This is a genomic window from Pseudomonas sp. GW821-FHT02A08 (assembly GCF_059422045.1).
The window spans coordinates 83,845-107,447 of the sequence record NZ_JBWKWD010000022.1 but is presented as its reverse complement, the minus strand read 5'-3'; the positions used below and the strand labels follow the sequence as shown (position 1 = coordinate 107,447).

Sequence of the window (23,603 nt, the reverse complement as noted above, 5' to 3'; positions counted from 1 at the left end):
AGCGGTGTGTCAGGCGATATTTCTCAACCTGACACACCGCTTTCGCGAGCAAGCCCGCTCCCACAGGTACAGCGCCAAGCCCTGAAACCTGTACAGTTTCAATACTGCCCCATCGCTGAAACCCCTTCCTTGCGTCTACCCCCCTAAAGTTCAGTGCAAAAAAGTATCGATCAAAGTGCGATGGATGATTTGTCTCGCCCACCATTGAAGGATGTAATCAGTGCACATTCTTCCTGTCATCGGAAGACACAAAAACAATAACTGTCCTTCTGTATCCCGCCGGGTGCAGAAAAGGAGTGCACGATGCAACCTTCGGTAAAAGCTCTGCTTGCCCTCACCTGCATGACCCTCAGCAGCGTCAGCCTTGGCGCACAGACGCTGACCATCGCCACCGTCAACAACAGCGACATGATCCGCATGCAAAAGCTCTCGAAAAGCTTCGAGGCCGAGCATCCGCAGATCAAGCTCAATTGGGTGGTGCTCGAAGAAAACGTCCTGCGCCAGCGCCTGACCACCGACATCGCCACCCAGGGCGGGCAGTTCGACGTGCTGACCATCGGCATGTACGAAGCCGCACTCTGGGGCGCCAAGGGCTGGCTTGAGCCGATGAAGGATCTGCCGGCCAGCTATGCCCTCGACGACGTGTTCCCGTCGGTGCGCGAAGGTCTGTCGGTCAAAGGCTCGCTGTACGCCCTGCCGTTCTATGCCGAAAGCTCGATCACCTACTACCGCACCGACCTGTTCAAGGACGCCGGCCTGACCATGCCCGAGCGCCCGACCTGGGAGCAGATCGGTGAATTCGCCGCCAAACTGAACAAACCCGAGCAGGAACAGTACGGCATCTGCCTGCGGGGCAAGGCTGGCTGGGGCGAGAACATGGCGTTGATCAGCACCGTGGCCAACGCCTATGGCGCGCGCTGGTTCGATGAGAAGTGGCAGCCGGAATTCAGCGGTCCCGAATGGAAAAACGCGCTGAACTTCTATGTCGACACCATGAAGAAATCCGGCCCGCCGGGGGCGTCGAGCAACGGCTTCAACGAAAACCTGGCGTTGTTCAACAGCGGCAAATGCGCGATCTGGGTCGATGCCAGCGTCGCCGGTTCATTCGTCACCGACAAGGCCCAGAGCAAGGTCGCCGATCACGTCGGTTTCACCTATGCGCCGCACCAGATCACCGACAAGGGCTCGGCCTGGTTGTACTCCTGGGCGCTGGCCATTCCGACCAGTTCCAAAGCCAAGGACGCAGCGAAAACCTTCAGTGCCTGGGCCACGTCCAAAGAATACGGCGCACTGGTCGCGGAAAAAGACGGCATCGCCAACGTGCCGCCGGGAACCCGGGCCTCGACCTACAGCGAGGCGTACTTGAGTGCGGCGCCGTTCGCCAGGGTCACGCTGGAATCGCTCAAGGCCGCGGACCCGAGCAATCCGGGCGCCAGGCCTGTGCCGTACATCGGCATCCAGTTGGTAACCATTCCCGAGTTCCAGGGCATTGGTACCCAGGTCGGTAAATCCTTCTCGGCGGCGCTGATCGGCCAGACCACGGTCGACCAGGCGCTGGCGGCGGCCCAGCAAACCACCGAACGCGAAATGAAGCGTGCGGGTTATCCCAAGTAACCCCCGCACGTCCCTGCTCTTGCCTTGTGTGGGAGCGGGCTTGCTCGCGAAGAGGCCGGCGCATCCGCCAAATATTCGTGACTGAACCATCGCCTTCGCGAGCAAGCCCGCTCCCACATTGGATCCTCATAGGTCTGAATGAATCGGTTTAAGCCATGAATACATCAACTGCAAAAGCTCACATGGACATTGTCCAACCGCAGCGCAAAAGCCGCGTGGCCAATCCCGGCTGGTTTCTGGTCAGCCCTTCGGTGGCCTTGCTGCTGTTGTGGATGATCGTACCGCTGGGTATGACTCTCTACTTCTCGATGATCCGCTACAACCTGCTCAACCCCGGCGAAAACGAATTTGTCGGCATCGAGAACTTCACCTACTTCCTGACGGACTCGGGCTTCCTGCCCGGCGCCACCAACACCCTGTTGCTGGTGGGCAGCGTGCTGCTGATCAGTGTGGTGTTCGGTGTGCTGATCAGTGCTTTGCTTGAGGCCAGTGAGTTTTTCGGTCGCGGCATCGTGCGGGTGATGCTGATCTCGCCGTTTTTCATCATGCCCACCGTCGGCGCGCTGATCTGGAAAAACCTGATTTTCCATCCGGTGTCGGGGATTCTCGCCTACGTCTGGAAGCTGTTCGGCGCGCAACCGGTGGACTGGCTGGCGCATTACCCGCTGCTGTCGATCATCATCATTGTCTCGTGGCAATGGCTGCCCTTCGCCATCCTGATCCTGATGACCGCCATGCAGTCCCTCGACCAGGAACAGAAAGAAGCCGCGCGCCTGGACGGCGCCGGGCCCATCGCGATTTTCTGGCACCTGACCCTGCCACACCTGGCACGGCCTATTGCAGTGGTGGTGATGATCGAAACCATCTTCCTGCTCTCGGTGTTCGCCGAAATCTTCACCACCACCAACGGCGGCCCCGGCTACGCCTCGACCAACCTTGCGTACCTGATCTACAACCAGGCGCTGGTGCAGTTCGACGTCGGCATGGCCTCGGCGGGCGGCCTTATCGCCGTGGTCATCGCCAACATCGCCGCGATCATCCTGATACGGATGATCGGCAAAAACCTGACCGACAAAGCCTGAGGCCTGCCATGACTCTTCAACAATCCCGTCGCCTGCAAAGCCTGCTGCTCGGTACGTTGGCCTGGGCCATCGCGATCGTGATCTTCTTTCCGATCTTCTGGATGGTCATGACCAGTTTCAAGACCGAAATCGATGCCTTCGCCACGCCGCCGCAATTCATCTTCATGCCCACGCTGGAGAACTACCTGCACATCAACGAGCGCAGCGACTATTTCAGCTTTGCCTGGAACTCGGTGGTGATTTCCTTCAGCGCCACGGCCCTGTGCCTGTTGATCGCGGTGCCGGCAGCCTACTCCATGGCGTTCTACGAAACCCAGCGCACCAGAGGCACCCTGCTGTGGATGCTCTCGACCAAAATGCTGCCACCGGTGGGCGTGCTGATGCCGATCTACCTGCTGGCCAAGAGTTTCGGCCTGCTCGATACGCGGATCGCGCTGATCGTGATCTACACGCTGATCAACCTGCCGATCGTGGTCTGGATGATTTACACCTACTTCAAGGACATCCCCAGGGACATTCTCGAAGCCGCGCGGCTGGACGGCGCGACGCTGGCCCAGGAGATGCTCCGGGTGTTGCTGCCCATCGCCAAGGGCGGCCTGGCATCCACGGTGCTGCTGTCGCTGATCCTGTGCTGGAACGAGGCCTTTTGGTCGCTGAACCTGACCTCGTCGAAAGCCGCACCACTGACCGCATTGATCGCTTCGTACTCAAGCCCCGAAGGGCTGTTCTGGGCCAAGTTGTCGGCCGTCTCGACCCTGGCCTGTGCGCCGATCCTGATCTTCGGCTGGATCAGCCAGAAACAACTGGTGCGCGGCCTGTCGTTCGGCGCCGTGAAATAGCCCCCAAAAGAATAAGCACAAAAGGACCGCCACCATGGCCAATCTGAAAATCAAGAATCTGCAAAAAGGCTTCGAAGGCTTTTCCATCATCAAGGGTATCGACCTTGAAGTGAACGACAAGGAGTTCGTGGTCTTCGTCGGCCCGTCGGGCTGCGGCAAATCCACGCTGCTGCGCCTGATCGCCGGGCTGGAGGAAGTCAGCGGCGGCACCATCGAACTCGACGGCCGCGACATCACCGAAGTCAGCCCGGCCAAGCGCGACCTGGCGATGGTGTTCCAGACCTACGCTCTGTACCCGCACATGAGCGTGCGCAAGAACATGTCGTTCGCCCTCGACCTGGCCGGCGTGGCGAAAGCCGAAGTGGAGAAGAAAGTCAGCGAAGCGGCGCGCATCCTCGAGCTGGGGCCGATGCTGGAGCGCAAGCCCAAGCAACTGTCCGGCGGCCAGCGCCAGCGCGTGGCGATTGGCCGGGCCATCGTGCGCAACCCGAAAATATTCCTGTTCGATGAGCCGTTGTCCAACCTCGATGCCGCCCTGCGGGTGCAGATGCGCCTGGAACTGTTGCGCCTGCACAAAGAACTGCAAGCCACGATGATCTACGTGACTCACGATCAAGTCGAAGCGATGACCATGGCCGACAAGGTGGTCGTACTCAATGGCGGCAAGATCGAGCAAGTCGGCTCGCCCCTGGATCTCTATCACCAACCGGCCAACCTTTTCGTCGCCGGTTTCCTGGGCACGCCGAAAATGGGCTTCCTCAAGGGCAAGGTCACTCGCGTCGACAACCAGGGCTGTGAAGTGCAGTTGGACGCCGGAACCCGCATCAACCTGCTCTTGAGCGGCAGGCATCTGAGCGTCGGGAGTGCGGTGACACTGGGCATTCGCCCGGAACACCTGGAACTGGCCAAACCGGGCGACTGCACCCTGCAGGTCACCGCCGATGTCAGCGAACGCCTGGGCAGCGACACTTTCTGCCACGTCCGGACGGCATCCGCAGAAGCCCTGACCCTGCGCGTTCGCGGCGATCTGGCCAGCCGCTACGGTGAAACCCTGAGCCTGCATCTGGATGCGCAACACTGCCATTTATTCGATGCCGACGGCGTGGCGTTGACCCGCCCGCTGCGCGTTGCTGCCTAATTTCAGAGAGCCTGCGATGAAACTGAACAAACACAACCTCAGCCGCCTCGCCCCTGAAGTGGTCCTGCCCGCCTACACCCTGGGCGAGACCCGCCAAGGCATCGCGCATATCGGCGTCGGCGGTTTCCACCGTGCCCATCAGGCGTACTACACCGACGCCTTGATGAATACTGGCGAAGGCCTGGACTGGGCCATCTGCGGTGTCGGCCTGCGCGCCGAAGACCGCCGTGCCCGTGACGATCTAAAGGATCAGGACTACTTGTTCACCCTGTTCGAACTCGGCGATAGCGACAACACCGAAGTCCGGGTGATCGGCGCCATTCGCGACATGCTGCTGGCCGAGGACGGTGCCCAGGCATTGATCGACAAACTGGCCAGCCCCGAGATCCGCATCGTCTCGCTGACCATCACCGAAGGCGGTTACTGCATCGACGACAGCACCGGTGAGTTCATGGCGCACTCGCCGCAGATCCAGCATGACCTGGCGCACCCTGGCGCCCCGAAAACCGTGTTCGGATTCCTCTGTGCCGCTCTGGCCAGGCGCCGCGCCGCTGGCACAGCGGCCTTCACCCTGATGTCCTGCGATAACCTGCCCCACAACGGCGACGTCACCCGCAAGGCCCTGCTGGCCTTCGCCGCCTTGCACGACAGCCAATTGCGCGACTGGATCGACGCCAACGTCAGTTTCCCCAACGCCATGGTCGACCGCATCACGCCGATGACCAGCACACGGCACCGTCTGCAACTGGCGGAACAACATGGCGTGGACGATACCTGGCCGGTGGTCTGCGAACCCTTCGCGCAATGGGTGCTGGAAGATCGGTTCGTCAACGGTCGACCGGCCTGGGAAAAGGTCGGCGTGCAATTCACCGACGACGTCACGCCCTACGAAGAAATGAAGATCAAGCTGCTCAACGGCAGTCATCTGGCGTTGACGTACCTGGGTTTCCTGAAGGGTTACCGCTTCGTCCACGAGACCATGAACGACCCGCTGTTCGTGCGCTACATGCGCGCCTACATGGACCTGGACGTGACACCGCAACTGCCGGCGGTGCCGGGAATCGACCTGACCGAATACAAGAACACCCTGCTGGCGCGGTTTTCCAATCAGGCGATTGCCGATCAGCTTGAACGGGTGTGCTCGGACGGTTCGTCAAAGTTTCCGAAATTCACCGTACCGACCATCAACCGTTTGATCGCCGATGGCCGCGAAACCAAGCGCACGGCGTTGGTGGTGGCGGCGTGGGCGCTGTACCTCAAGGGTGTGGATGAGCAAGGCGAGACCTACTCGATTGCGGATCCGCGGGCGGCGTTCTGCCAGGCACTGGTGGCCGACGACGTGCTGATTACCCAGCGCTTGCTGGCGGTCGAGGAGATTTTCGGTACGGCCATTGCGCGCTCGCCGGAGTTTGTCGCGGCGTTCGAGTGGTGCTGCAACAGTTTGCGCGAGGTTGGGGTGTCGCGGACTCTGGAACGAGTTTTGGAGTAAGTCCTGCGGTGGAGCTGCTGCCGTCTTCGCGAGCAAGCCCGCTCCCACACTGAAGCGCTGTCGAACACAAATACCGTGTTCACTACAGATCTACTGTGGGAGCGGGCTTGCTCGCGAAGGCGGCCTGACAGGCGACATTTATGTTGAATGATCCAAGGATCCACTATGCCAAACCAACAACTCTTCCTCGGAATCGACTGCGGCACCCAGGGCACCAAGGCCATCATCCTTGACGCAGTGAGTGGTGAAGTGCTCGGCCAGGGAGCAGCCAGCCACAGCCTGATCAGCGGCCCCAATGGCCGCCGCGAACAGGACACCCAGCAGTGGCTGGAAGCCTTCGCCACCGCCACCCGCCGCGCAATGCTCGCGGCCAAAGTCGATGGCCAGTCGATCCTGGGCATTGGCGTGTCCGGCCAACAACACGGCCTGGTGCTGCTCGACGATCGGGGCCAGGTGCTGCGTCCGGCCAAGCTCTGGTGCGACACCGAAACCACGCCGGAGAATGACCGTCTTCTGGCACACCTGGGCGGCGAAAAGGGTTCGCTGGAGCGCCTCGGCGTGGTCATCGCGCCGGGCTACACCGTCTCCAAGCTGTTATGGACCAAAGAACAGCATCCCGAGGTGTTCTCCCGGATCGCCCGCATCTTGCTGCCCCACGATTACCTCAACCATTGGCTGACCGGCCGCAGTTGCAGCGAATACGGCGATGCCTCCGGCACCGGGTTTTTCAACGTGCGTACGCGCCAGTGGGATTTGCAATTGCTGCGTGACATCGACCCCAGCGCACGCCTGCAAGCCGCGCTGCCCGAGTTGATCGATGCACACCAGCCGGTTGGCACGATTCTGCCGGGTATCGCCGAACACCTGGGCATTAACCCGAAGGCCCTGGTCTCCAGCGGTGGCGGCGACAATATGATGGGCGCCATCGGCACGGGCAACATCCAGCCTGGTGCAATCACCATGAGCCTCGGTTCGTCGGGCACGGTGTACGCCTACGCCGATCAGCCGCACGTCGCCGCAGATGCCGCGGTCGCCAACTTCTGTTCTTCCAGTGGCGGCTGGCTGCCATTGATCTGCACCATGAACCTGACCAATGCCACCGGCCTGATTCGCGACCTGCTGGAGCTCGATATCGATCAGTTCAACGCACTGGTTGCCAAAGCGCCCATCGGTGCTGAAGGCGTGAGCATGTTGCCGTTCTTCAACGGCGAGCGGGTGCCCGCCCTGCCCCATGCCAGCGGCAGCCTGTCGGGCCTGACCATGACCAACCTGACCCGGGCCAACCTGTGCCGCGCGGTGGTCGAAGGCACGACATTCGGTTTACGTTACGGACTGGACCTGCTGCGCCACAATGGCTTACAAAGCCGCAGCATTCGGCTGATCGGCGGCGGATCAAAAAGTGCGGTCTGGCGGCAGATTGTCGCCGACACCATGGATACACCGGTGATCTGCACCGAACAAAGCGAGGCCGCGGCCTTAGGGGCGGGGATTCAGGCAGCCTGGTGCGTATCCCGGGTGAACGGGCGCGAAGACAGCCTGGCGCAATTGTGCGAGCGCTGCGTAAAACTCGACCCGGCCAGTGAAACCCTGCCGGTCGCCGACAATGTACACGCCTGCCAACAGGCGTATGAACGCTATCGACAGCAAGTCGCAACCCTGATTAAAGAGTGATCAACTATGTACCTGGTGTGTGGCGAAGCGCTGTTCGATTTTTTCAGTGAAAACGACGCAAGCGGTCTGGCTTCCAAAGTGAATTTCAAAGCCATCGCCGGTGGTTCGCCGTTCAACGTGGCGGTGGGCTTGCGCCGGTTGGGCGTGGATGCGGCACTGTTGGCCGGGTTGTCCACCGACTATCTGGGCCGGCGCCTGCTGCAAGTGTTGCAAGATGAAGGCGTGTGCCAGGACTACCTGCTGGATTTCACCGCACCGACCACCCTGGCAATGGTCGCCGTGGGGGCCAATGGCTCGCCGCAGTACAGCTTCCGTGGCGAAGGCTGCGCGGATCGACAATTGCAACCGCAACACCTGCCGGCACTCGGGCCTGAAGTGCGCGGCCTGCATATCGGCTCGTTTTCCCTGGTGGTGCAGCCGATTGCCGACACGCTATTGGCATTGGTGCGCCGGGAAAGCGGCAGGCGCCTGATCAGCCTCGATCCGAACGTGCGCCTGAACCCGGAGCCGGACATCGACCTGTGGCGTAACCGGATCGCTACGCTGGTGGAGCTGGCCGACCTGATCAAGGTCAGCGACGAGGACCTGCATCTGTTGTACCCCGGCCAGGACCCGGCGCAGGTGATCGAAGGCTGGTTGCAGCACCGCTGTCAGCTGGTATTCCTGACCCGGGGTGGCGAAGGCGCGAGTGTGTTCAGCCGGGTTCACGGTTCGTGGTCGACTCCCGCCTGTGAGGTAAAAATCGCCGACACCGTAGGCGCGGGCGATACCTTCCAGGCGGCGCTGATTACCTGGTTGACCGAACAGCAGCTGGACTCAGTGGAGGGCGTGAAGCAACTTGGCCGCGAGCAGATCGACCGCATGCTGAAGTTCGCGGTGCAGGCGGCGGCACTGACGTGCAGCAAGACCGGGCCGGATTTGCCTTATCGCAAGCAACTGGATTTGCGCTGAGTTCGAGGGCCTCATCGCGAGCAAGTTCGCCCACACAGGGTTGCGGGTCGTTCACAGCATTTGTGTCCACCCTTGTTCGCGATGACTTTCCATCAGGCGCCCGATGGTCTTAACTGATACACAGGATCGCGCATCCGCGACAGGCGGTGTCCAGCCGGGTTAACCCTCGCTTAACCGTGCGATCCAACACTTCACTGGACCGCACGCCCTCAGACTCTTCTGACGCCCAGTGCGGCAAGTTCGACAAGCGACACATCGAACTGACATTCCGTCCGCACCGGAGATCGTTGATGAACACTCGCACCCTGCTGATTACCACCGCCCTCGCCTGCACCGCGTTTGCCGGCCTGGCTCAGGCCAATGACACCACTGACTCTCAAGCCACGCCCTATCACTACGGCATGCCATTGCATGTCAGCAAAGTGATTTCACTTTCCGAGCCGGACACCCTGGAGTGCAAAGTGGTGACGGCCGAGATGAAGTACATCGATGACTCGGGGAAACCCGCAGAAATTTCCTACCGTAAACTTTCCGACGCTTGCGAGAACCAGAGCTGACTGAAAAGTCTGATTTGGCACTTGGCAGTATTCCTTTGAGGGTTGCGGCGCTATGCTCTAGCGCCTCCCTCTCTGCCCGCAAGGATTGGCCATGCAGTTGTCGTTTCGCACGTTGTCGATGTTTATCGCCGCCATATGTCTGGTGCTGAGCCTGGTCTGGGGCCTGACACCGCAATGGTTATTGTCGTTCTGGGACATCGAGTTTTCATTCGCGGTGGGATTGGTCGCGCGACGCATCGCCGTGCTGTTTGGGGCGTTGAGCGTGTTCTCTTTTCTGGTTCGCAACGCGCCCCCTTGCGCAACCCGCAATGCCCTGAGCCTCGGCTTCGTCGTCGGCAGCTGGGGATTGGCCGTGCTGGGTTTTGCCGAATGGCTCAGTGGCCATGTCGGGCCGGGGATTTTGCTGGCGGTCGGGTTTGAAGTGGCGCTGGGCCTGGCGTTCTTCCAGACCCGGCGCGTGTCCCTGGAACCCGAAACAGCAGGCTAGAGTGCTTTGCCCAACATGGAGTGCGGCTCGACCTCGACGTGATGTTGTCTGGAACGCAGTTGGGCAATCAATTCGTTTATTTCCCGGCAACCATTGAGTCCGGAGGCATCGATGCCAGTGACCAATAGATCGAGCTGATCGGTTTGCCCGTCTGCATAGACCTTGACGGTCATCGACAGATCCGGTGACAGGGTGCACTGGCAGCGCTTGGGCAGAAAACTGCTTTCGATGATATTGCGAATTTCCAAGGCAGAAAGAAACATGGCGACTCCCTCCTTTATGAAACTGCCGACGATCAATGCTTGCTCATTTGAAATCCCGGCAAGCTTCAAGGACAGCTACAGCATAAAACATACCCTGAGTTTCGCGGTGCAACTCATCGGCAACTCAAGAATTTAGGCGAATCACCTGTAAAGCCTGCCATGCAGTTCGCAATAAGCGCCCCTGGCGACCCTGCAATTTGCAACCCGGGATCCCGGGTTTGCATTCACTGCACACGACAGTGAAAATGCCGCCCTTCACTTCAAGCAAGGAGGCATCATGAATTCTTTGACCATTAACACTTGCACAGCGCTGGTTGCACTGGGGCTTGCCGGCGTAGCGCACGCCGCAAAACTGGAAGACACCGCACCCTATCCGAAGGCAGAAAGCGGGTTTACCCGCCAGGTCATCCACCTTGCGCCACAGACCCGGGAAAACGACTTCCAGGTCGAGATTCTGGCCGGTAAGACGATGACCGTCGACTGCAATAACCCGCGTCTGGGCGGCATTCTCGAAGAGAAGAACCTCGAGGGTTGGGGTTATCCGTTCTATCGCCTGGAAAAAGTCATCGGGCCGATGAGCACGCTGATGGCTTGCCCGGCCGGCACGAGCAAACAGGGTTTTGTACCGGTGGTCGGTGACGGCTTCCTGCTGCGTTACAACAGCAAACTGCCGCTGGTGCTGTACGTGCCCAAGGACATCGAAGTGCGCTACCGGATCTGGTCGGCGTCTACCAAGGTCGAGAAAGCCGTTCAGGAATAACCCGGCCATTGGGCGGACCCTCGCGACGTCCGCTGTAGACCGGTCCAGGCGTCATGCCGGGGCGCCACTCAACGCGGCGCGCTCGGCCACATGCCCCAGGCTGTCGAAATTGATATTGGCACCCGAGTCGATCGCCACCAGTGTCTGCCCCAAGGCACCGGTCTGCGCGACATATTTCTTGATCCCGGCCACCGCCAGCGCACCGGATGGTTCGGTGATCGAGCGGGTATCGTCGTAGATATTCTTGATTGCCGTGCAAAGCTCATCGTTGCTGACCGTCATGACCTCATCGACGCAAAACCGGCAGACCTCAAAACCGTAAGCGCCGACCTGTGCCACCGCCACCCCATCGGCGAAGGTGCCGACACTCGGCAACACGACCCGTTCGCCGGCATGCATCGCCGCTTGCAGACACGCGCAATGCTCCGACTCCACGCCAATGATGCGAACTTCCGGCCGCAGGTATTTGACGTAGGCGGCGATGCCCGCGATCAGCCCGCCGCCGCCCACCGGTACGAAGATCGCATCCAGCGGCCCCTGATGCTGGCGCAGGATTTCCATGGCCACCGTGCCTTGACCCGCGATCACCTCCGGGTCGTCGAAGGGCGAAACGAAGGTGCGACCGGTTTTTCCGGCCAGATCCAGCGCATAGGCCAGGGCGAACGGAAAGCTTTCGCCGTGCAACACCGCATCGGCACCGCGACTGCGCACCCCGATGACCTTCAGTTGGGGCGTCGTGCAGGGCATGACGATGGTGGCGTTGATCCCCAGTTCCCGCGCCGCCAGTGCCACACCCTGCGCATGATTGCCGGCAGACGCCGTGACCACGCCGCGAGCCTTTTGCGCCTCGCTCAGTTGCACCAGCTTGTTGTAGGCGCCGCGGATCTTGAAGGAAAAGGTTGGTTGCAGGTCTTCGCGCTTGAGCAGGATCTGGTTGCCCAAGGCTTCGGACAAGGCTGGCGCCGGTTGCAATGGCGTGCGCACGGCCAGTTCATAGACCGGCGCGGCAAGGATTTTTTTGACGTAGTGTTCAAGCAGGCTTTGCTGGTCGGTCGTAAAACTCATGGTCGTCTCCTGACAGTGTTCGGGGCCCGGGAGACAGAAAGTAAAAACCCGCCTCCAGGGCGGGTTGGGTGCTGCAGTCGTGAGCTAGCCCGCCAAATGAGGAATGGCGGTAATAATGCTTGGCTGGCAGCGCAATACAGTGGAAGTCATGACTGGAAATTAGCCGGGCGTTGATGGCAAGTCAATGGCAAGTCAATGGCAAGTTTGCGGTGGTCGCTATGCTATAGGCTACCGGTTCTATTCATTGCCCAAGGAAGGAAAACATGAAAGCCATTGCCCTGCCCCTTATCGCCTTGATCGCTTTTGCCGGCTACACGGTTTCAGTGATGCTCCAGGCCGAACAATCATTGATCGACTTCGGCATCAGCCTGATGTCACGCCCCGATACTGCGCAAGTGGTGATCGACCTTTACCTGCTGGCAACGCTTGCGGGGCTCTGGATGTACCAGGATGCGCGAAAGCGCGGGCAGTCGGTGCTTTCGGTGGTGCCTTATCTGCTGATCACCGCAGTGTTTGTTTCGATTGGGCCATTGTTGTATCTGGTGGTACGCGGGTTTCAGGATCGCAAGAGATCAGTAGCCGCGACTGGGCAGATCTGACCCGCCCCCAGTGATGGGCTTGAAATTGCAATCGCGAGCAGGCTCGCTCCTACACTGGATATGCAAGACTGGAAAAACAGATTCCCTGAAATCTGCGGCCACTGACTATCGCGGCCGCAGAACTCGCCAACGGCAGGTTATTTCAAACCCACCTTGTACAACCCGCCGCTCTCCTCATCGGTCAAAACATACAAATAGCCGTCCGGCCCCTGCCGCACATCGCGGATGCGTTTTTTCAGATCCCCGAGCAAGCGCTCTTCGTGTATCACCTTGTCGCCATCGAACTCCAGGCGGATCAGTTCCTGGCTGATCAACGCACCGATAAACACATTGCGCTGCCAGACTTTGAAACGATCGGCCTCGTAGAACGCCATGCCACTCAGGCCCGGGGATTTTTCCCAGACGTGGTTCGGGGCGACGGTGCCTTCGACGGTCTCGCCCTTGGCTTCGGGTATCGGTTGACCGGAGTAGTTGATGCCATGGGTGGCCAGCGGCCAACCGTAATTCTTGCCGCGCTCGATGATGTTGACTTCATCGCCGCCCAGAGGTCCGTGTTCGTTTTCCCACAGCGTGCCGTTCCACGGGTTGAGCGCCGCGCCTTGCGGGTTACGCTGCCCGTAGGACCAGATCTCCGGGCGCACGTTGGCCTGGCCGACAAAGGGGTTGTCCTTGGGCACCGTGCCGTCCGGGTAGATTCGCACCACCTTGCCTTGCAGCTTGTCGAGGTCCTGGGCGGTCGGACGGTCGTTGTTTTCCCCCAGGGTCACGAACAGATAGCCGTCGCGATCGAACACCAGCCGCGAGCCAAAATGGTTGCCGACCGAGAGTTTGGGTTCCTGACGCAGGATCACCTGGAAATCCTTGAGCGCCGTCATATCGTCGGAGAGCCGGCCGCGGCCCACCGCAGTGCCGGCCTTGTCTCCTTTACCGTCACCTTCGGCATAGGACAGATAGACCATCCGGTCCTGTCTGAAATCCGGCGACAGCGCCACGTCGAGCAATCCACCCTGCCCTTTGGCCCAGACCCTGGGTACGCCATTGAGCGGTGCCGACAGTTTGCCGTCGGCGGTCACCAGCCGCAGATTGCCGGGCCGTTCGGTCACCAACATGTTTTTGCTGTCCGGCAAGAATGCCAGGGCCCAGGGGTGCTCCAGCCCCGTCACGATGGGAGTGACCTCAAGGGTGCCGTCTTCGCTTTTCATCGTCTGGGACTGCGCGGCAAGCACAGGGACAGTGGCGCTGATCAATACGCTGGCACAGAGAGTTGCCAAAAGGTTTTTACGCAACATGCAGGATTCCTTTTCCGATGAAAATGAGACTTGCTGAAAAGTAGCGGCCAGACGTCATGCCTGCCACTCAACGGTTGCTGGTACCGGTGTCTCTAGGGGGGGGATTGGGAATGAATTTCGGTGGGCCGGCGGGCGCTGTCCGGTCGGGGTAGCGATTACCGATGCCTCCGTTGTCCAGCGTCGGCGGGCGCGGGACCGGCACGGTATTGGGGCCGCGTATGGCCGGGGCACTGGGTTGAGTGCCTTGCATGCTGTTGGGATTGGCCCGGCGAATCGGACTGTTGTAAGGGTTGCTGTTGGTGCTGCCAGGCAGGTTCTGGGCCAATTGCAACGCAACAGAGACATCGGCCTGGACCAAGGGGCCCAGTACGCCGCTCAAGGCCAGCGCGATGGCGCCAAACACGTATCGGTTCATGGGGTGCCTCTCTGCGTCCGCGTGGATAAGGACTTCGATACCACGCTACGCCCGAGGTTCGGATTTGTTAACCAAAAACTCCCCGGCACGATGTAACAGGCTGAATGTTCCGGCCTCATCGCCGGAGCGAACACTCCTCTCAAATCAGGATGAAGACCGCCAGCACCCCGACAAAGATCGACCACTTCTGGAGGTAGTAAAGCTTGCGGTTGCGCTTTTTCAGTTCCTTGGCGCGCAGGCGAACCTTGTAGACTTTGCTGAACAGTCGGTTGAGCCCGCCGGTCCGGTCTCCGTCCTCGTTCGGTGCACCTGCCGCCGACATGACAGCGCGGCTGAACCAGCGATTGAATGCCGCTGCCCACCGGTACTTCATCGGCCGCTCGACGTCGCAGAACAAGATAATGCGATTGTGCGGCGTGGTGTTCTCTGCGTAATGAATGTAGGTCTCATCGAATATCACCGCTTCGCCATCACGCCAATGGTAGTTCTGGCCATCGACATTGATGTAGCAACCTTCAGCGTTGGGTGTGTCCAGTCCGAGGTGATAACGGTACGAACCGGCATACGGGTCGCGGTGGCGCACCAGTCTGGAGCCCGGTGGCAACTCGGCGAACATCGCTGCCTTGATTGAGTCAATGCCCTGCACCAGTTCGGTGGTGCGCGGGCAGAGCTTCATGGCCGACGGGTGGCTATCGCCGTACCACTTCAGATAAAAGCGCTTCCAGCCAGTTTTGAAGAACGAGTTGAAACCGACATCGTCGTACTGGTTCGAACGCTTGATCTCGCCGGCGTGAAGCAAGTTCTGGCCTTCGGCACGAATTTCTTCCCAATGCGCCTGCAGCGGGCTCAGGTCGGGAAAGTCAGCCGGCTCGAGATACGGTTTGTTGGGGATTTTCGAAAACAGATAAAGAAAGCAGTTGATCGGCGCCAGAAACGTCGAGTGATCACTCAACTGGCGCCCCAGCTTGTGGCGCACTCGGCCACGCAGGTGGACATACGCAATAGAGACAACGTAGATAACGGCAATGATCAGTTTCACGGAAATCGTCACAGGTCGGAATTAATCAAACTGCGCCCTTTACCGGCATGCCGGTCCCCGGGTCTTGTGCAGTGGCTGAATACGAAACAGCGGCCCCTTGGTGCCATCGAGCCACGCCGATGGACGGCCTTCAGCTGATAGATGGCATTTTAGCTACAGTTTGTAACCAATAGTTAACCTGCAACTGTGAAAATGTGTCCGCAAAAACCACCAAAACGTCGCAGAGACCTTATCGCCCTATCGTTTAAAGAGCCAGACCAGTACAATTGCCGCCAAACTTTACGCGCCCCCAGGTTGAGAGCGGGAAAATCCCCTTTCAGCGCACGTTGACTCGGGCCAGGCGCGCCACATGCTGCTGTCCACTTAATGCCAGATGGATCTTCCACTGCCGATCGGGATGAATGTCCCGGGGTCCGGACAGTGGAAACGGGTACTGAACCGGTACTGCCGCAACCCTAGCTACTCTGAATGCTTCGCAGGAAAAACCTTTGATTTCTACAGCTAACATCACGATGCAGTTCGGCGCCAAGCCGCTCTTCGAAAACGTTTCGGTCAAATTCAACGGCGGCAACCGTTATGGCTTGATCGGTGCCAACGGTTGCGGCAAGTCGACCTTCATGAAGATTCTGGGCGATGACCTCGAGCCTTCCGGTGGCCAGGTCATGCTGGAGCCGAACGTGCGTCTGGGTAAATTGCGCCAGGACCAGTTCGCCTACGAAGAATTCACCGTGATCGACACCGTGATCATGGGTCACGAAGAGCTGTGGAAGGTCAAGGCCGAACGCGACCGCATCTACTCGCTGCCGGAAATGAGCGAAGAAGACGGCATGGCCGTGGCCGAGCTGGAAACCGAGTTCGCTGAAATGGACGGCTACACCGCCGAATCCCGCGCCGGCGAACTGCTGCTGGGCCTGGGTATTCCCCTGGAACAGCATTTCGGCCCGATGTCCGAAGTAGCTCCAGGCTGGAAACTGCGGGTGTTGCTGGCCCAGGCACTGTTCTCCGATCCGGAAGTACTGTTGCTCGACGAACCGACCAACCACCTGGACATCAACACCATTCGCTGGCTGGAAACGATTCTCAAGGCGCGTAACAGCACCATGATCATCATTTCCCACGACCGTCACTTCCTCAACAGCGTCTGCACCCACATGGCTGACCTGGACTACGGCGAGCTGCGTCTGTTCCCGGGCAACTATGACGAGTACATGACCGCGGCCACCCAGTCCCGCGAGCAGTTGCTGTCGGACAACGCCAAGAAGAAAGCCCAGATCTCCGAACTGCAGACGTTCGTCAGCCGCTTCTCGGCCAACGCCTCGAAAGCCAAGCAGGCCACCTCCCGCGCCAAGCAGATCGACAAGATCCAGCTGGCCGAAGTCAAGCCATCGAGCCGCGTGAGCCCGTTCATCCGTTTCGAACAGACCAAGAAGCTGCACCGCCAGGCCGTGACCATCGAGCAGATGTCCAAGGGCTTCGACGGCAAGACCCTGTTCAAGAACTTCAGCTTCACCGTCGAAGCCGGCGAGCGCCTGGCGATCATCGGCCCGAACGGTATCGGCAAGACCACCCTGCTGCGCACCCTGATGGGCGAGCTGACCCCGGACGCCGGTTCCGTGAAATGGACCGAAAGCGCGGAGCTGGGCTACTACGCCCAGGACCACGCCCATGACTTCGAAGACGACGTCAGCCTGTTCGACTGGATGGGCCAGTGGACTCAGGGCGAGCAGGTCATCCGTGGCACCCTGGGCCGCATGCTGTTCTCCAACGACGAGATCCTCAAGTCGGTCAAGGTCATCTCCGGTGGTGAGCAAGGTCGCATGCTGTTCGGCAAGCTGATCCTGCAAAAGCCGAACGTACTGGTGATGGACGAACCGACCAACCACCTGGACATGGAATCGATCGAAGCGCTGAACCTGGCGCTGGAAAACTACCCGGGCACGCTGATCTTCGTCAGCCACGACCGTGAGTTCGTTTCGTCCCTGGCCACCCGCATCATCGAGTTGAGCCCGAACGGCGTGACCGACTTCAGCGGCACCTACGACGACTACCTGCGCAGCCAGGGTGTGGTGTTCTAAGGGCAGCTACAAGCCTTTAGCCACTGGCTTCAAGTTAAGAGCCCTGTCCTTTGTGACGGGGCTTTTTGCATTCCGGGCCAAGGTTTCTTGTTGGTGTATAAATCATCGCGAGCAAGCTCGCTCCCACAGGGGGAATGCATTCCAAAATGTGGGAGCGAGCTTGCTCGCGATGAGGCCGTGAGAAACAGCGATAATGTCACGGCAAAAGTAGTTAGCCTGCTTCCTTTTATCACTGTCCCGCGCCATGATGCAGTTCTCCCACCGCCGCCCGCGAACGAGCCCTCATGTCTGCGCAGCAAGTGCCACCGCAAAGCTCCATGGCGATCACCCTGCAGATCGTTTCCATCGTCTTCTATACCTTTATTGCTTTCCTCTGCATCGGACTGCCGATTGCGGTGTTGCCGGGTTATGTCCACGAACAACTCGGATTCAGCGCCATCGTCGCCGGGCTGACCATCGGCTCGCAATACCTCGCCACCTTGCTCAGCCGGCCCATGGCCGGGCGGATGTCGGACAACGTCGGCACCAAGCGCGCAATCATCTATGGCTTGTCGGGGATTGTGCTCAGTGGCGTGCTGACCTGGCTGTCGACCCTGTTGCAGGGCCTTCCCTTGCTCAGTCTGCTGATCCTGATCGCCGGGCGCCTGTTGCTGGGGATCGCCCAAGGGTTGATCGGCGTCGGCACCATCAGTTGGTGCATGGGCCAGGTCGGTGCCGAGCATACCGCGCGGTCGATTTCCTGGAACGGCATCGCGTCCTATGGGGCGATTGCCATTGGTGCACCGCTGGGCGTGGTGATGGTGCAACAACTCGGCTTCGCCAGTCTGGGCATCGCCCTGTCGCTGCTGGCCCTGGCCGCGCTGTTGCTGATTCGTAACAAGCCCTCGGTACCCGTGGTGCGCGGTGAGCGCCTGCCGTTTTGGTCAGTGTTCGGACGCATTGCGCCGTTTGGTGCGAGCCTGAGCCTGGCGTCCATTGGCTACGGCACCCTGACGACCTTTATCACCCTGTATTACGTCAATCGCGGCTGGACCGGCGCGGCCTACTGCCTGACCGTGTTTGGCGTGTGTTTCATCCTGTCGCGACTGCTGTTCATTTCCACCATCAGCCGTTTTGGCGGCTTCACCTCGGCCATCGCGTGCATGTGCATTGAGACAGTTGGCCTGGTGCTGCTGTGGCTGGCACCTTCAACCGGGTATGCGCTCATTGGCGCCGGCCTGACTGGATTCGGCCTGTCCCTGGTGTATCCGGCGCTGGGTGTCGAGGCCATCAAGCAGGTACCCAACTCCAGCCGGGGCGCGGGCCTGAGTGCTTATGCAGTGTTTTTCGACCTGGCGCTGGCCATCGCCGGCCCGTTGATGGGCGCCGTGGCGTTGAACCTGGGTTATGTGTGGATTTTCTTCAGTGCGGCGTTGTTGTCGGTAACGGGCCTGGGGCTGACCCTGCTGCTCAAGCGCCGGGCGATGGCTTAATGTGGGAGCGGGCTTGCTCGCGAAGGCGGTGTGTCAGGCAATACATATGCCTACTGTCACACCGCCTTCGCGAGCAAGCCCCACCACAGAGGGTCGAGGAAACTTACTGATCGGCGGTCTGCATCCCGGCCCGGGTCGCCCTGCCCAGGGTGCGCGAGAAGAATCTTCCGGCTTCAGAGATCAGATTGCGGTGAATGTCCTGCCGATCGACGCCATCGGCATCGGTGCACAGCGCGGGCATGATCACGATCTGCTCGTCATTGCACGGCGCCATGAAGACGAAGTGCCCTGCCCCGGCCAATAACTTGAAGTCAGGCGCCGTCGGCAGTTTGCGCGCCAGCGCCGCGGCGTTCTTGTCGACAGCCACCAGTTTGTCGCCATCACCGCTGTAAAGCAGCACCGGCACATGCACATCGGCCAGGGTATGGCGGCCGAACTTCAGGCTCAACGGCGCCATCAGCATCAAGGCGTGGACGCGAGAATCGGCCACCGGTTGCAGGTCGTCGCGGTCGACAATCAATTCGCCCTGGGTGTTGCAGGCATCGCGGTCATCCGGGCGCTCCTGGCAGTAGCGGCGCAGGCGATCCAGGTCCGGGGTCGCACCGGACAGAATCAATGCAGTCTCGCCACCGGCCGAGTAACCGATGACCCCTACCTGGTCGGCATTGACGAACGGCGACAGCATGGGGTCGCCCAAGGTCGCGGTAATGGCTTCGGAAATCTGGATCGGACGGCCGTACAGGTTACTCAAAGTACCGAGTCGGCTGTGGTCTCTGGAGTTGTCACCGGGGTGAATCACCGCCACCACCACAAAGCCTTTGCGCGCCAGGGACGTGGCAAGGTCGTGCAGGGCCAATGGGGTGCCGGTGTTTCCGTGGGACAGCATCAGCATCGGGAACCGGCCGATGGCGACCTTGGTGTCCTCCCCGGCTTCGACCGTGTAACCCTCGAGCTTGCTGGTGTGCTCCCGATCACTGGAAGGATAGAAGGCGATGGCGCGCATCGGCTGCAGGTCCAGCGGGTCGAGGAAAGTCATCTCATGGAAACCGACGCTCCAGTGAGGAGGCGGTGCAGGCGCGGCGTGCACTGTATTCAGGCTGCTGAGCAGGCAAATCAGTAAAGCTGCACAAAGACGCATCATGGATGCCCCACTTTGTTACCGGACTTGAGACGTACACCCTGGATAGCATAAGTCGGGCCACAATCTGAAACGACCAGAAACAAAAAACTCCGTACCTGGTACTTGCGTAACCAGAATACAGAGTTTTTTGGGCTTTACCTGAACGGTTGCCTACTTTTACGCAAGCCTTACGCAGCGGCGAACAACTGCTCGCTGATTTGCGCGTGAGCGTCGCTCATGGCTTTGTTGCGAACGTCGTCACCGTAAGCCAGGCCTTCGGCGCGGACGATTTCGATGTCGGTGACGCCGATGAAGCCGAACAGCAGCTTCAAATATTCTTCGTGGGCAACACCGGTGGCCTGACCGGCATGCATGCCGCCGGAAGTCGAGACGATCACGACTTTCTTGCCACCGCACAGGCCTTCAGGGCCGGCCTCGGTGTAACGGAAGGTCTGGCCGGCAACCGCGATGCGGTCGATCCAGGCTTTGAGTTGAGTCGGGATGGTGAAGTTGTACATCGGTGCGGCAATCACCACGGCATCGGCAGCCAGGAATTCGGCCAGGGTCGAGGCGCTCAGTTCGGCTTCGTGCTGTTGTGCGGCGTTGCGCAGTTCAGCGGTGGTGCCTGCGGCGAACAGGGTGGTGGCGGAGAAGTGGCTGATGGCGTCGGCGGCCAGGTCGCGGTAGGTCACCACGGCGGTTGGCTCGGCGGCTTGCCAGGCCTTGACGACTTCACCGCTCAGCTGACGGGAAGCCGAGTTGTCGCCCAGGATGCTCGAATCGATATGCAGCAGTTTCATGTGGGATCTCCAAGTGAGGATCGCCCACAAGGGCGATCTGATGGGACTAATCCTACAGACAAAACCAATAGCTGATTAGATGGTAACAATGCGATAGTTCGTCCCACAGATAGAACAATCGGATTCACATCATGCAAGACCTCAATGACCTGTATTACTTCGCAAAAGTCGTGGAAGCCGGTGGGTTCGCCGCGGCCGGGCGTTTGCTGGGCATTCCCAAATCCCGATTGTCACGGCGCATCGCCGAGCTGGAAGAGCGCCTTGGCGCAAGGCTGCTGCAACGCACCACCCGACAATTGAAGCTGACTGCCGTCGGTGAGCGTTACCTCCGGCACTGCCAGGCCATGCTGCTGGAGGCGGAAATGGCCGACGAGGCCGTGGCCAGCATGTCCAGCGAGCCCCGCGGGCGCTTGCGGGTGTCTTGCCCCGTAGGGTTGGCCCATGAAATATTGCCGGGGGTGATCAGCGACTTTCTGGAACGCTTTCCGCAAGTCCAGCTGGAGGTGATGTTGCTCAACCGGCGGGTCGATCTGGTGAACGAAGGCATCGACGTGGCCCTGCGCGTACGGGAACTGGGCGACGAAGATCCGCTGCTGGTCACTCGCCGCCTGCGTCAGGCGCAGATGCTGATGGTTGCCAGTCCCGGCTTCCTCATTGGCCGTGAGATCAACCATCCCGAGGATCTGAAAAGCCTGCCGGTGCTCGGCGCCCTGGAAGCCGACCGAATGGTGCACATCCGCTTGCTGAATCAAAAAGGCAAAAGTTGTGAACTGGCGCTCGAGGCCCGGCTGGGCATCGATGACTTTATCGTGCGCAAGGCCAGCACCCTCTCCGGCCTGGGCTTTACGATGCTGCCCATGATGTATTGCGAACAGGAACTGGAAAACGGCTCGTTGGTGCAGTTGTTGCCCGACTGGTCGCTGCCCGGTGGCTGGCTGCAAGCGGTCTATCCTCATCGACGCGGGGTCATGCCGGCGGTACGCGCCTGGATTGACCATCTGGTCGAGTCATTCAATGCCTGTGGGGAACGATTGTTATGAAAGCCGGACGGATGAGCGAAGAGGATGTCGCGAAATTCTGCCTTACCCTGCCCGGAGCGCGGGAAGACTATAAATGGGGAGGCGTACGGGTATTTTCGATTGCCGGGAACAAGATGTTCGCCTTGCAGGGCCTGCGGGGTAATTCCCTGGCCTTCAAGGTCGACAAGGATCTGTTTCTGGGTCATTGCGACCGCCCGGGAATTCATCCGGCGCCTTATCTGGCGCGCGCCCAGTGGATCATCATGGAAACGCCCTACCCGCTCGGTAGCGAAGAACTACAGGGATTGCTGCAGCGTTCCCACCAGTTGGTGGTGAGCAAACTGCCTAAGCGCACTCAAGTCGGCCTGTTGCTTTAGGGCGTTTTTTTATCAGATCAAGGCGAACAGGTGTGCACCGAGGAACAGGTGATCGATCCAGAACACCTGGTGCATTAGCACGATGATCCAGAACACCAACTGGTAGGAGACTTTGCGGGTTTTGTGCCGAAACGCTTGCTGAGCCAGCAAGGCACCGGGCCAGCCTCCGGCGAGTTCCAGCGCATGCAGGACATTCTCCGGCGTCCGCCATTGCTCGGCGCGGGCCTTGCGCTTGTCGCTCCAGTACAGGAAAAACGTCACGACGCTGACGATGCCGTAGGCCGCCAAGGGAATCAACGACACCCCGTGCAGCCATGACGACACCGAACCCGACAGCGGCAATGTGCACAAGATTGCGAACACCAGCCACTTCATCCGCGGATGGCGGATCTGTCCCCCGGGCTGGCGCCCGGGGTTATTGCGCGAGCTTGAGTCACTCACGGCTTGACCGCGCTCCAGTCGACCCAGCCGAACTGCCAGGTCGCCAGGATGATCAGGCCGAACACGATGCGATACCAGGCAAACGCCGCATAGCTGTGGTTGGCGATGAACTTGAGCAGCCCGCGGACCGCGATCATCGCGAAGATGAACGCCGTAACGAAGCCGACCGCGAACACCGGGAAATCAGACGGGACAAACAGGTGACGGTATTTATAGCCCGAGTACACAGCCGCGCCGACCATGGTCGGCATCGCCAGGAAAAATGAAAACTCGGTAGCGGTCTTGCGCGACAGGCCGAACAGCAACCCGCCAATGATCGTCGAGCCCGAACGGGAAGTGCCCGGAATCATGGCCAGGCATTGGGCGAAGCCAACTTTCAGGGCATCTTTCCAGGTGATGTCATCCACCGTTTCGGCGTGGACTTCGTGCTGACGGCGCTCGGCCCACAACATGATGAACCCGCCCACGACCAGCGCCGATGCCACGGTGATCGGATTGAACAGGTATTCGTGGATCAGGTCGGCGAAGATCACACCCAACACCACGGCCGGCAAGAACGCGATCAACAGGTTCGCGGTAAACCGCCGAGCGCCCGGCTGGGTCGGCAGGCCGATGACCACGTCGAAAATCTTGCGTCGAAACTCCCATACCACCGCCAGGATGGCACCCAACTGGATAATGATGTTGAACGCCATCGCCCGCTCGCCCCCGAAACCGAGCAGGTCGGCCACGATGATCTGGTGGCCGGTACTGGAAATGGGCAGGAATTCTGTCAGCCCTTCTACAACCCCAAGAATCAATGCCTGAAAGGCAGTCCAAAAATCCATCAATCCCCCAAAAGGCTATGCGCGCCGGCATGCCCCGTCAGTATTTTTCAAAGCTTTAAATGCAATCAGCGTAGCTGATTCCCCACGCATCAAGGATCACCACAGAACCGTCAAAATCCTGTGAAAAAAACAATCCTGATCCGGGCTTATCCGTGCGGGGCCGAAATCCTATCAGACAAGTCCGATTGGCGCTGCCGCGTTATCACACGCCACT

General features: G+C 59.9%; 24 protein-coding genes. 15 read left to right on the top strand and 9 right to left on the bottom strand.

Annotated elements, in window-relative coordinates:
- Nucleotides 1-303 precede the first annotated feature (303 nt).
- From AC07W4_RS17025 to AC07W4_RS16985, 9 genes are all read left to right on the top strand, one after another.
- Nucleotides 304-1,614 (top strand): ABC transporter substrate-binding protein, encoded by a 1,311-nt coding sequence (locus tag AC07W4_RS17025; RefSeq protein ID WP_495033212.1) that lies wholly within the window; start codon nucleotides 304-306, stop codon nucleotides 1,612-1,614.
- A gap of 182 nt (nucleotides 1,615-1,796) precedes the next feature.
- The gene (locus AC07W4_RS17020) at nucleotides 1,797-2,696 is read left to right on the top strand and encodes a carbohydrate ABC transporter permease (protein ID WP_495033211.1); all 900 of its coding nucleotides are present in this window, start codon (nucleotides 1,797-1,799) and stop codon (nucleotides 2,694-2,696) included.
- An 8-nt stretch (nucleotides 2,697-2,704) separates the two neighbouring features.
- A complete protein-coding gene (locus AC07W4_RS17015; RefSeq protein WP_495033210.1) occupies nucleotides 2,705-3,535 on the top strand; it encodes a carbohydrate ABC transporter permease in 831 nt (276 codons plus the stop codon).
- Nucleotides 3,536-3,569: 34 nt separating this feature from the next.
- Complete coding sequence (locus tag AC07W4_RS17010) at nucleotides 3,570-4,673, top strand: ABC transporter ATP-binding protein (protein ID WP_495033209.1); 1,104 nt, start codon at nucleotides 3,570-3,572, stop codon at nucleotides 4,671-4,673.
- 16 nt (nucleotides 4,674-4,689) lie between these two features.
- Nucleotides 4,690-6,162, top strand: coding sequence for a mannitol dehydrogenase family protein (locus tag AC07W4_RS17005; RefSeq protein WP_495033208.1), 1,473 nt, complete (start codon nucleotides 4,690-4,692; stop codon nucleotides 6,160-6,162).
- A gap of 165 nt (nucleotides 6,163-6,327) precedes the next feature.
- Nucleotides 6,328-7,833, top strand: coding sequence for a xylulokinase (xylB, locus tag AC07W4_RS17000; protein WP_495033207.1), 1,506 nt, complete (start codon nucleotides 6,328-6,330; stop codon nucleotides 7,831-7,833).
- A gap of 6 nt (nucleotides 7,834-7,839) precedes the next feature.
- Nucleotides 7,840-8,784 (top strand): carbohydrate kinase family protein, encoded by a 945-nt coding sequence (locus tag AC07W4_RS16995; RefSeq protein WP_495033206.1) that lies wholly within the window; start codon nucleotides 7,840-7,842, stop codon nucleotides 8,782-8,784.
- A gap of 290 nt (nucleotides 8,785-9,074) precedes the next feature.
- Entirely contained in the window at nucleotides 9,075-9,341 is a 267-nt protein-coding gene (locus AC07W4_RS16990; protein WP_495033205.1) for a DUF2790 domain-containing protein, read from the top strand.
- A gap of 91 nt (nucleotides 9,342-9,432) precedes the next feature.
- Nucleotides 9,433-9,828, top strand: coding sequence for a hypothetical protein (locus AC07W4_RS16985; protein ID WP_495033204.1), 396 nt, complete (start codon nucleotides 9,433-9,435; stop codon nucleotides 9,826-9,828).
- Here the strand turns inward: AC07W4_RS16985 and AC07W4_RS16980 are convergent.
- A complete protein-coding gene (locus tag AC07W4_RS16980) occupies nucleotides 9,825-10,091 on the bottom strand; it encodes a DUF1652 domain-containing protein (protein ID WP_057714758.1) in 267 nt (88 codons plus the stop codon). The two genes, AC07W4_RS16985 and AC07W4_RS16980, sit on opposite strands and share 4 nt — an antisense overlap.
- Before the next feature lie 277 nt (nucleotides 10,092-10,368).
- On the opposite strand from AC07W4_RS16980, the gene eco reads away from it, so the two are divergent.
- Nucleotides 10,369-10,851 carry a serine protease inhibitor ecotin gene (gene eco / locus AC07W4_RS16975; protein WP_495033203.1) on the top strand — a complete coding sequence of 161 codons (483 nt, stop codon included), beginning with the start codon at nucleotides 10,369-10,371 and terminating at the stop codon, nucleotides 10,849-10,851.
- Nucleotides 10,852-10,902: 51 nt separating this feature from the next.
- On the opposite strand, the gene ilvA is transcribed toward eco, so the two are convergent.
- Entirely contained in the window at nucleotides 10,903-11,916 is a 1,014-nt protein-coding gene (gene ilvA, locus AC07W4_RS16970; protein ID WP_495033202.1) for a threonine ammonia-lyase, biosynthetic, read from the bottom strand.
- A 263-nt stretch (nucleotides 11,917-12,179) separates the two neighbouring features.
- Here ilvA and AC07W4_RS16965 point away from each other — a divergent pair, with 263 nt between their 5' ends.
- A complete protein-coding gene (locus AC07W4_RS16965; RefSeq protein WP_495033201.1) occupies nucleotides 12,180-12,515 on the top strand; it encodes a DUF2834 domain-containing protein in 336 nt (111 codons plus the stop codon).
- 137 nt (nucleotides 12,516-12,652) lie between these two features.
- Here AC07W4_RS16965 and AC07W4_RS16960 read toward each other — a convergent pair whose 3' ends face one another.
- The 3 genes from AC07W4_RS16960 to lpxO all read right to left on the bottom strand — a co-directional run bounded on the left by AC07W4_RS16960 (nucleotide 12,653) and on the right by lpxO (nucleotide 15,258).
- Nucleotides 12,653-13,804, bottom strand: coding sequence for a PQQ-dependent sugar dehydrogenase (locus tag AC07W4_RS16960; protein ID WP_495033200.1), 1,152 nt, complete (start codon nucleotides 13,802-13,804; stop codon nucleotides 12,653-12,655).
- A 67-nt stretch (nucleotides 13,805-13,871) separates the two neighbouring features.
- A complete protein-coding gene (locus tag AC07W4_RS16955) occupies nucleotides 13,872-14,219 on the bottom strand; it encodes a hypothetical protein (RefSeq protein ID WP_495033199.1) in 348 nt (115 codons plus the stop codon).
- 139 nt (nucleotides 14,220-14,358) lie between these two features.
- Nucleotides 14,359-15,258: a lipid A hydroxylase LpxO gene (gene lpxO, locus AC07W4_RS16950; RefSeq protein ID WP_495033198.1), complete on the bottom strand. Its 900-nt coding sequence runs from the start codon at nucleotides 15,256-15,258 to the stop codon at nucleotides 14,359-14,361.
- A gap of 488 nt (nucleotides 15,259-15,746) precedes the next feature.
- Between lpxO and AC07W4_RS16945 the strand changes: the two genes are divergently transcribed.
- Both AC07W4_RS16945 and AC07W4_RS16940 read left to right on the top strand, forming a co-directional pair.
- Nucleotides 15,747-17,333, top strand: a complete 1,587-nt coding sequence (locus tag AC07W4_RS16945) for an ABC-F family ATPase (protein ID WP_060542012.1) — start codon at nucleotides 15,747-15,749, stop codon at nucleotides 17,331-17,333.
- Nucleotides 17,334-17,617: 284 nt separating this feature from the next.
- Nucleotides 17,618-18,805: an MFS transporter gene (locus AC07W4_RS16940; protein WP_495033197.1), complete on the top strand. Its 1,188-nt coding sequence runs from the start codon at nucleotides 17,618-17,620 to the stop codon at nucleotides 18,803-18,805.
- A 103-nt stretch (nucleotides 18,806-18,908) separates the two neighbouring features.
- Here AC07W4_RS16940 and AC07W4_RS16935 read toward each other — a convergent pair whose 3' ends face one another.
- Together AC07W4_RS16935 and AC07W4_RS16930 are read right to left on the bottom strand one after the other, a co-directional pair.
- Nucleotides 18,909-19,946: an alpha/beta hydrolase family protein gene (locus AC07W4_RS16935; protein ID WP_495033196.1), complete on the bottom strand. Its 1,038-nt coding sequence runs from the start codon at nucleotides 19,944-19,946 to the stop codon at nucleotides 18,909-18,911.
- 167 nt (nucleotides 19,947-20,113) lie between these two features.
- Nucleotides 20,114-20,725 (bottom strand): FMN-dependent NADH-azoreductase, encoded by a 612-nt coding sequence (locus AC07W4_RS16930; RefSeq protein WP_495033195.1) that lies wholly within the window; start codon nucleotides 20,723-20,725, stop codon nucleotides 20,114-20,116.
- Nucleotides 20,726-20,856: 131 nt separating this feature from the next.
- Between AC07W4_RS16930 and AC07W4_RS16925 the strand changes: the two genes are divergently transcribed.
- A complete protein-coding gene (locus AC07W4_RS16925; RefSeq protein ID WP_495033194.1) occupies nucleotides 20,857-21,765 on the top strand; it encodes a LysR substrate-binding domain-containing protein in 909 nt (302 codons plus the stop codon).
- On the top strand, nucleotides 21,762-22,121 hold the full coding sequence (locus AC07W4_RS16920) for an MmcQ/YjbR family DNA-binding protein (protein ID WP_495033193.1): 360 nt from the start codon (nucleotides 21,762-21,764) through the stop codon (nucleotides 22,119-22,121). The genes AC07W4_RS16925 and AC07W4_RS16920 overlap by 4 nt, the downstream gene beginning before the upstream one ends.
- Before the next feature lie 12 nt (nucleotides 22,122-22,133).
- Here the strand turns inward: AC07W4_RS16920 and AC07W4_RS16915 are convergent, their stop codons facing one another.
- Together AC07W4_RS16915 and AC07W4_RS16910 are read right to left on the bottom strand one after the other, a co-directional pair.
- Nucleotides 22,134-22,562, bottom strand: coding sequence for a DUF1294 domain-containing protein (locus AC07W4_RS16915; protein WP_495033192.1), 429 nt, complete (start codon nucleotides 22,560-22,562; stop codon nucleotides 22,134-22,136).
- Nucleotides 22,559-23,389 (bottom strand): undecaprenyl-diphosphate phosphatase, encoded by an 831-nt coding sequence (locus tag AC07W4_RS16910; protein ID WP_495033191.1) that lies wholly within the window; start codon nucleotides 23,387-23,389, stop codon nucleotides 22,559-22,561. The genes AC07W4_RS16915 and AC07W4_RS16910 overlap by 4 nt, the downstream gene beginning before the upstream one ends.
- Between the last annotated feature and the right edge of the window lie 214 nt (nucleotides 23,390-23,603).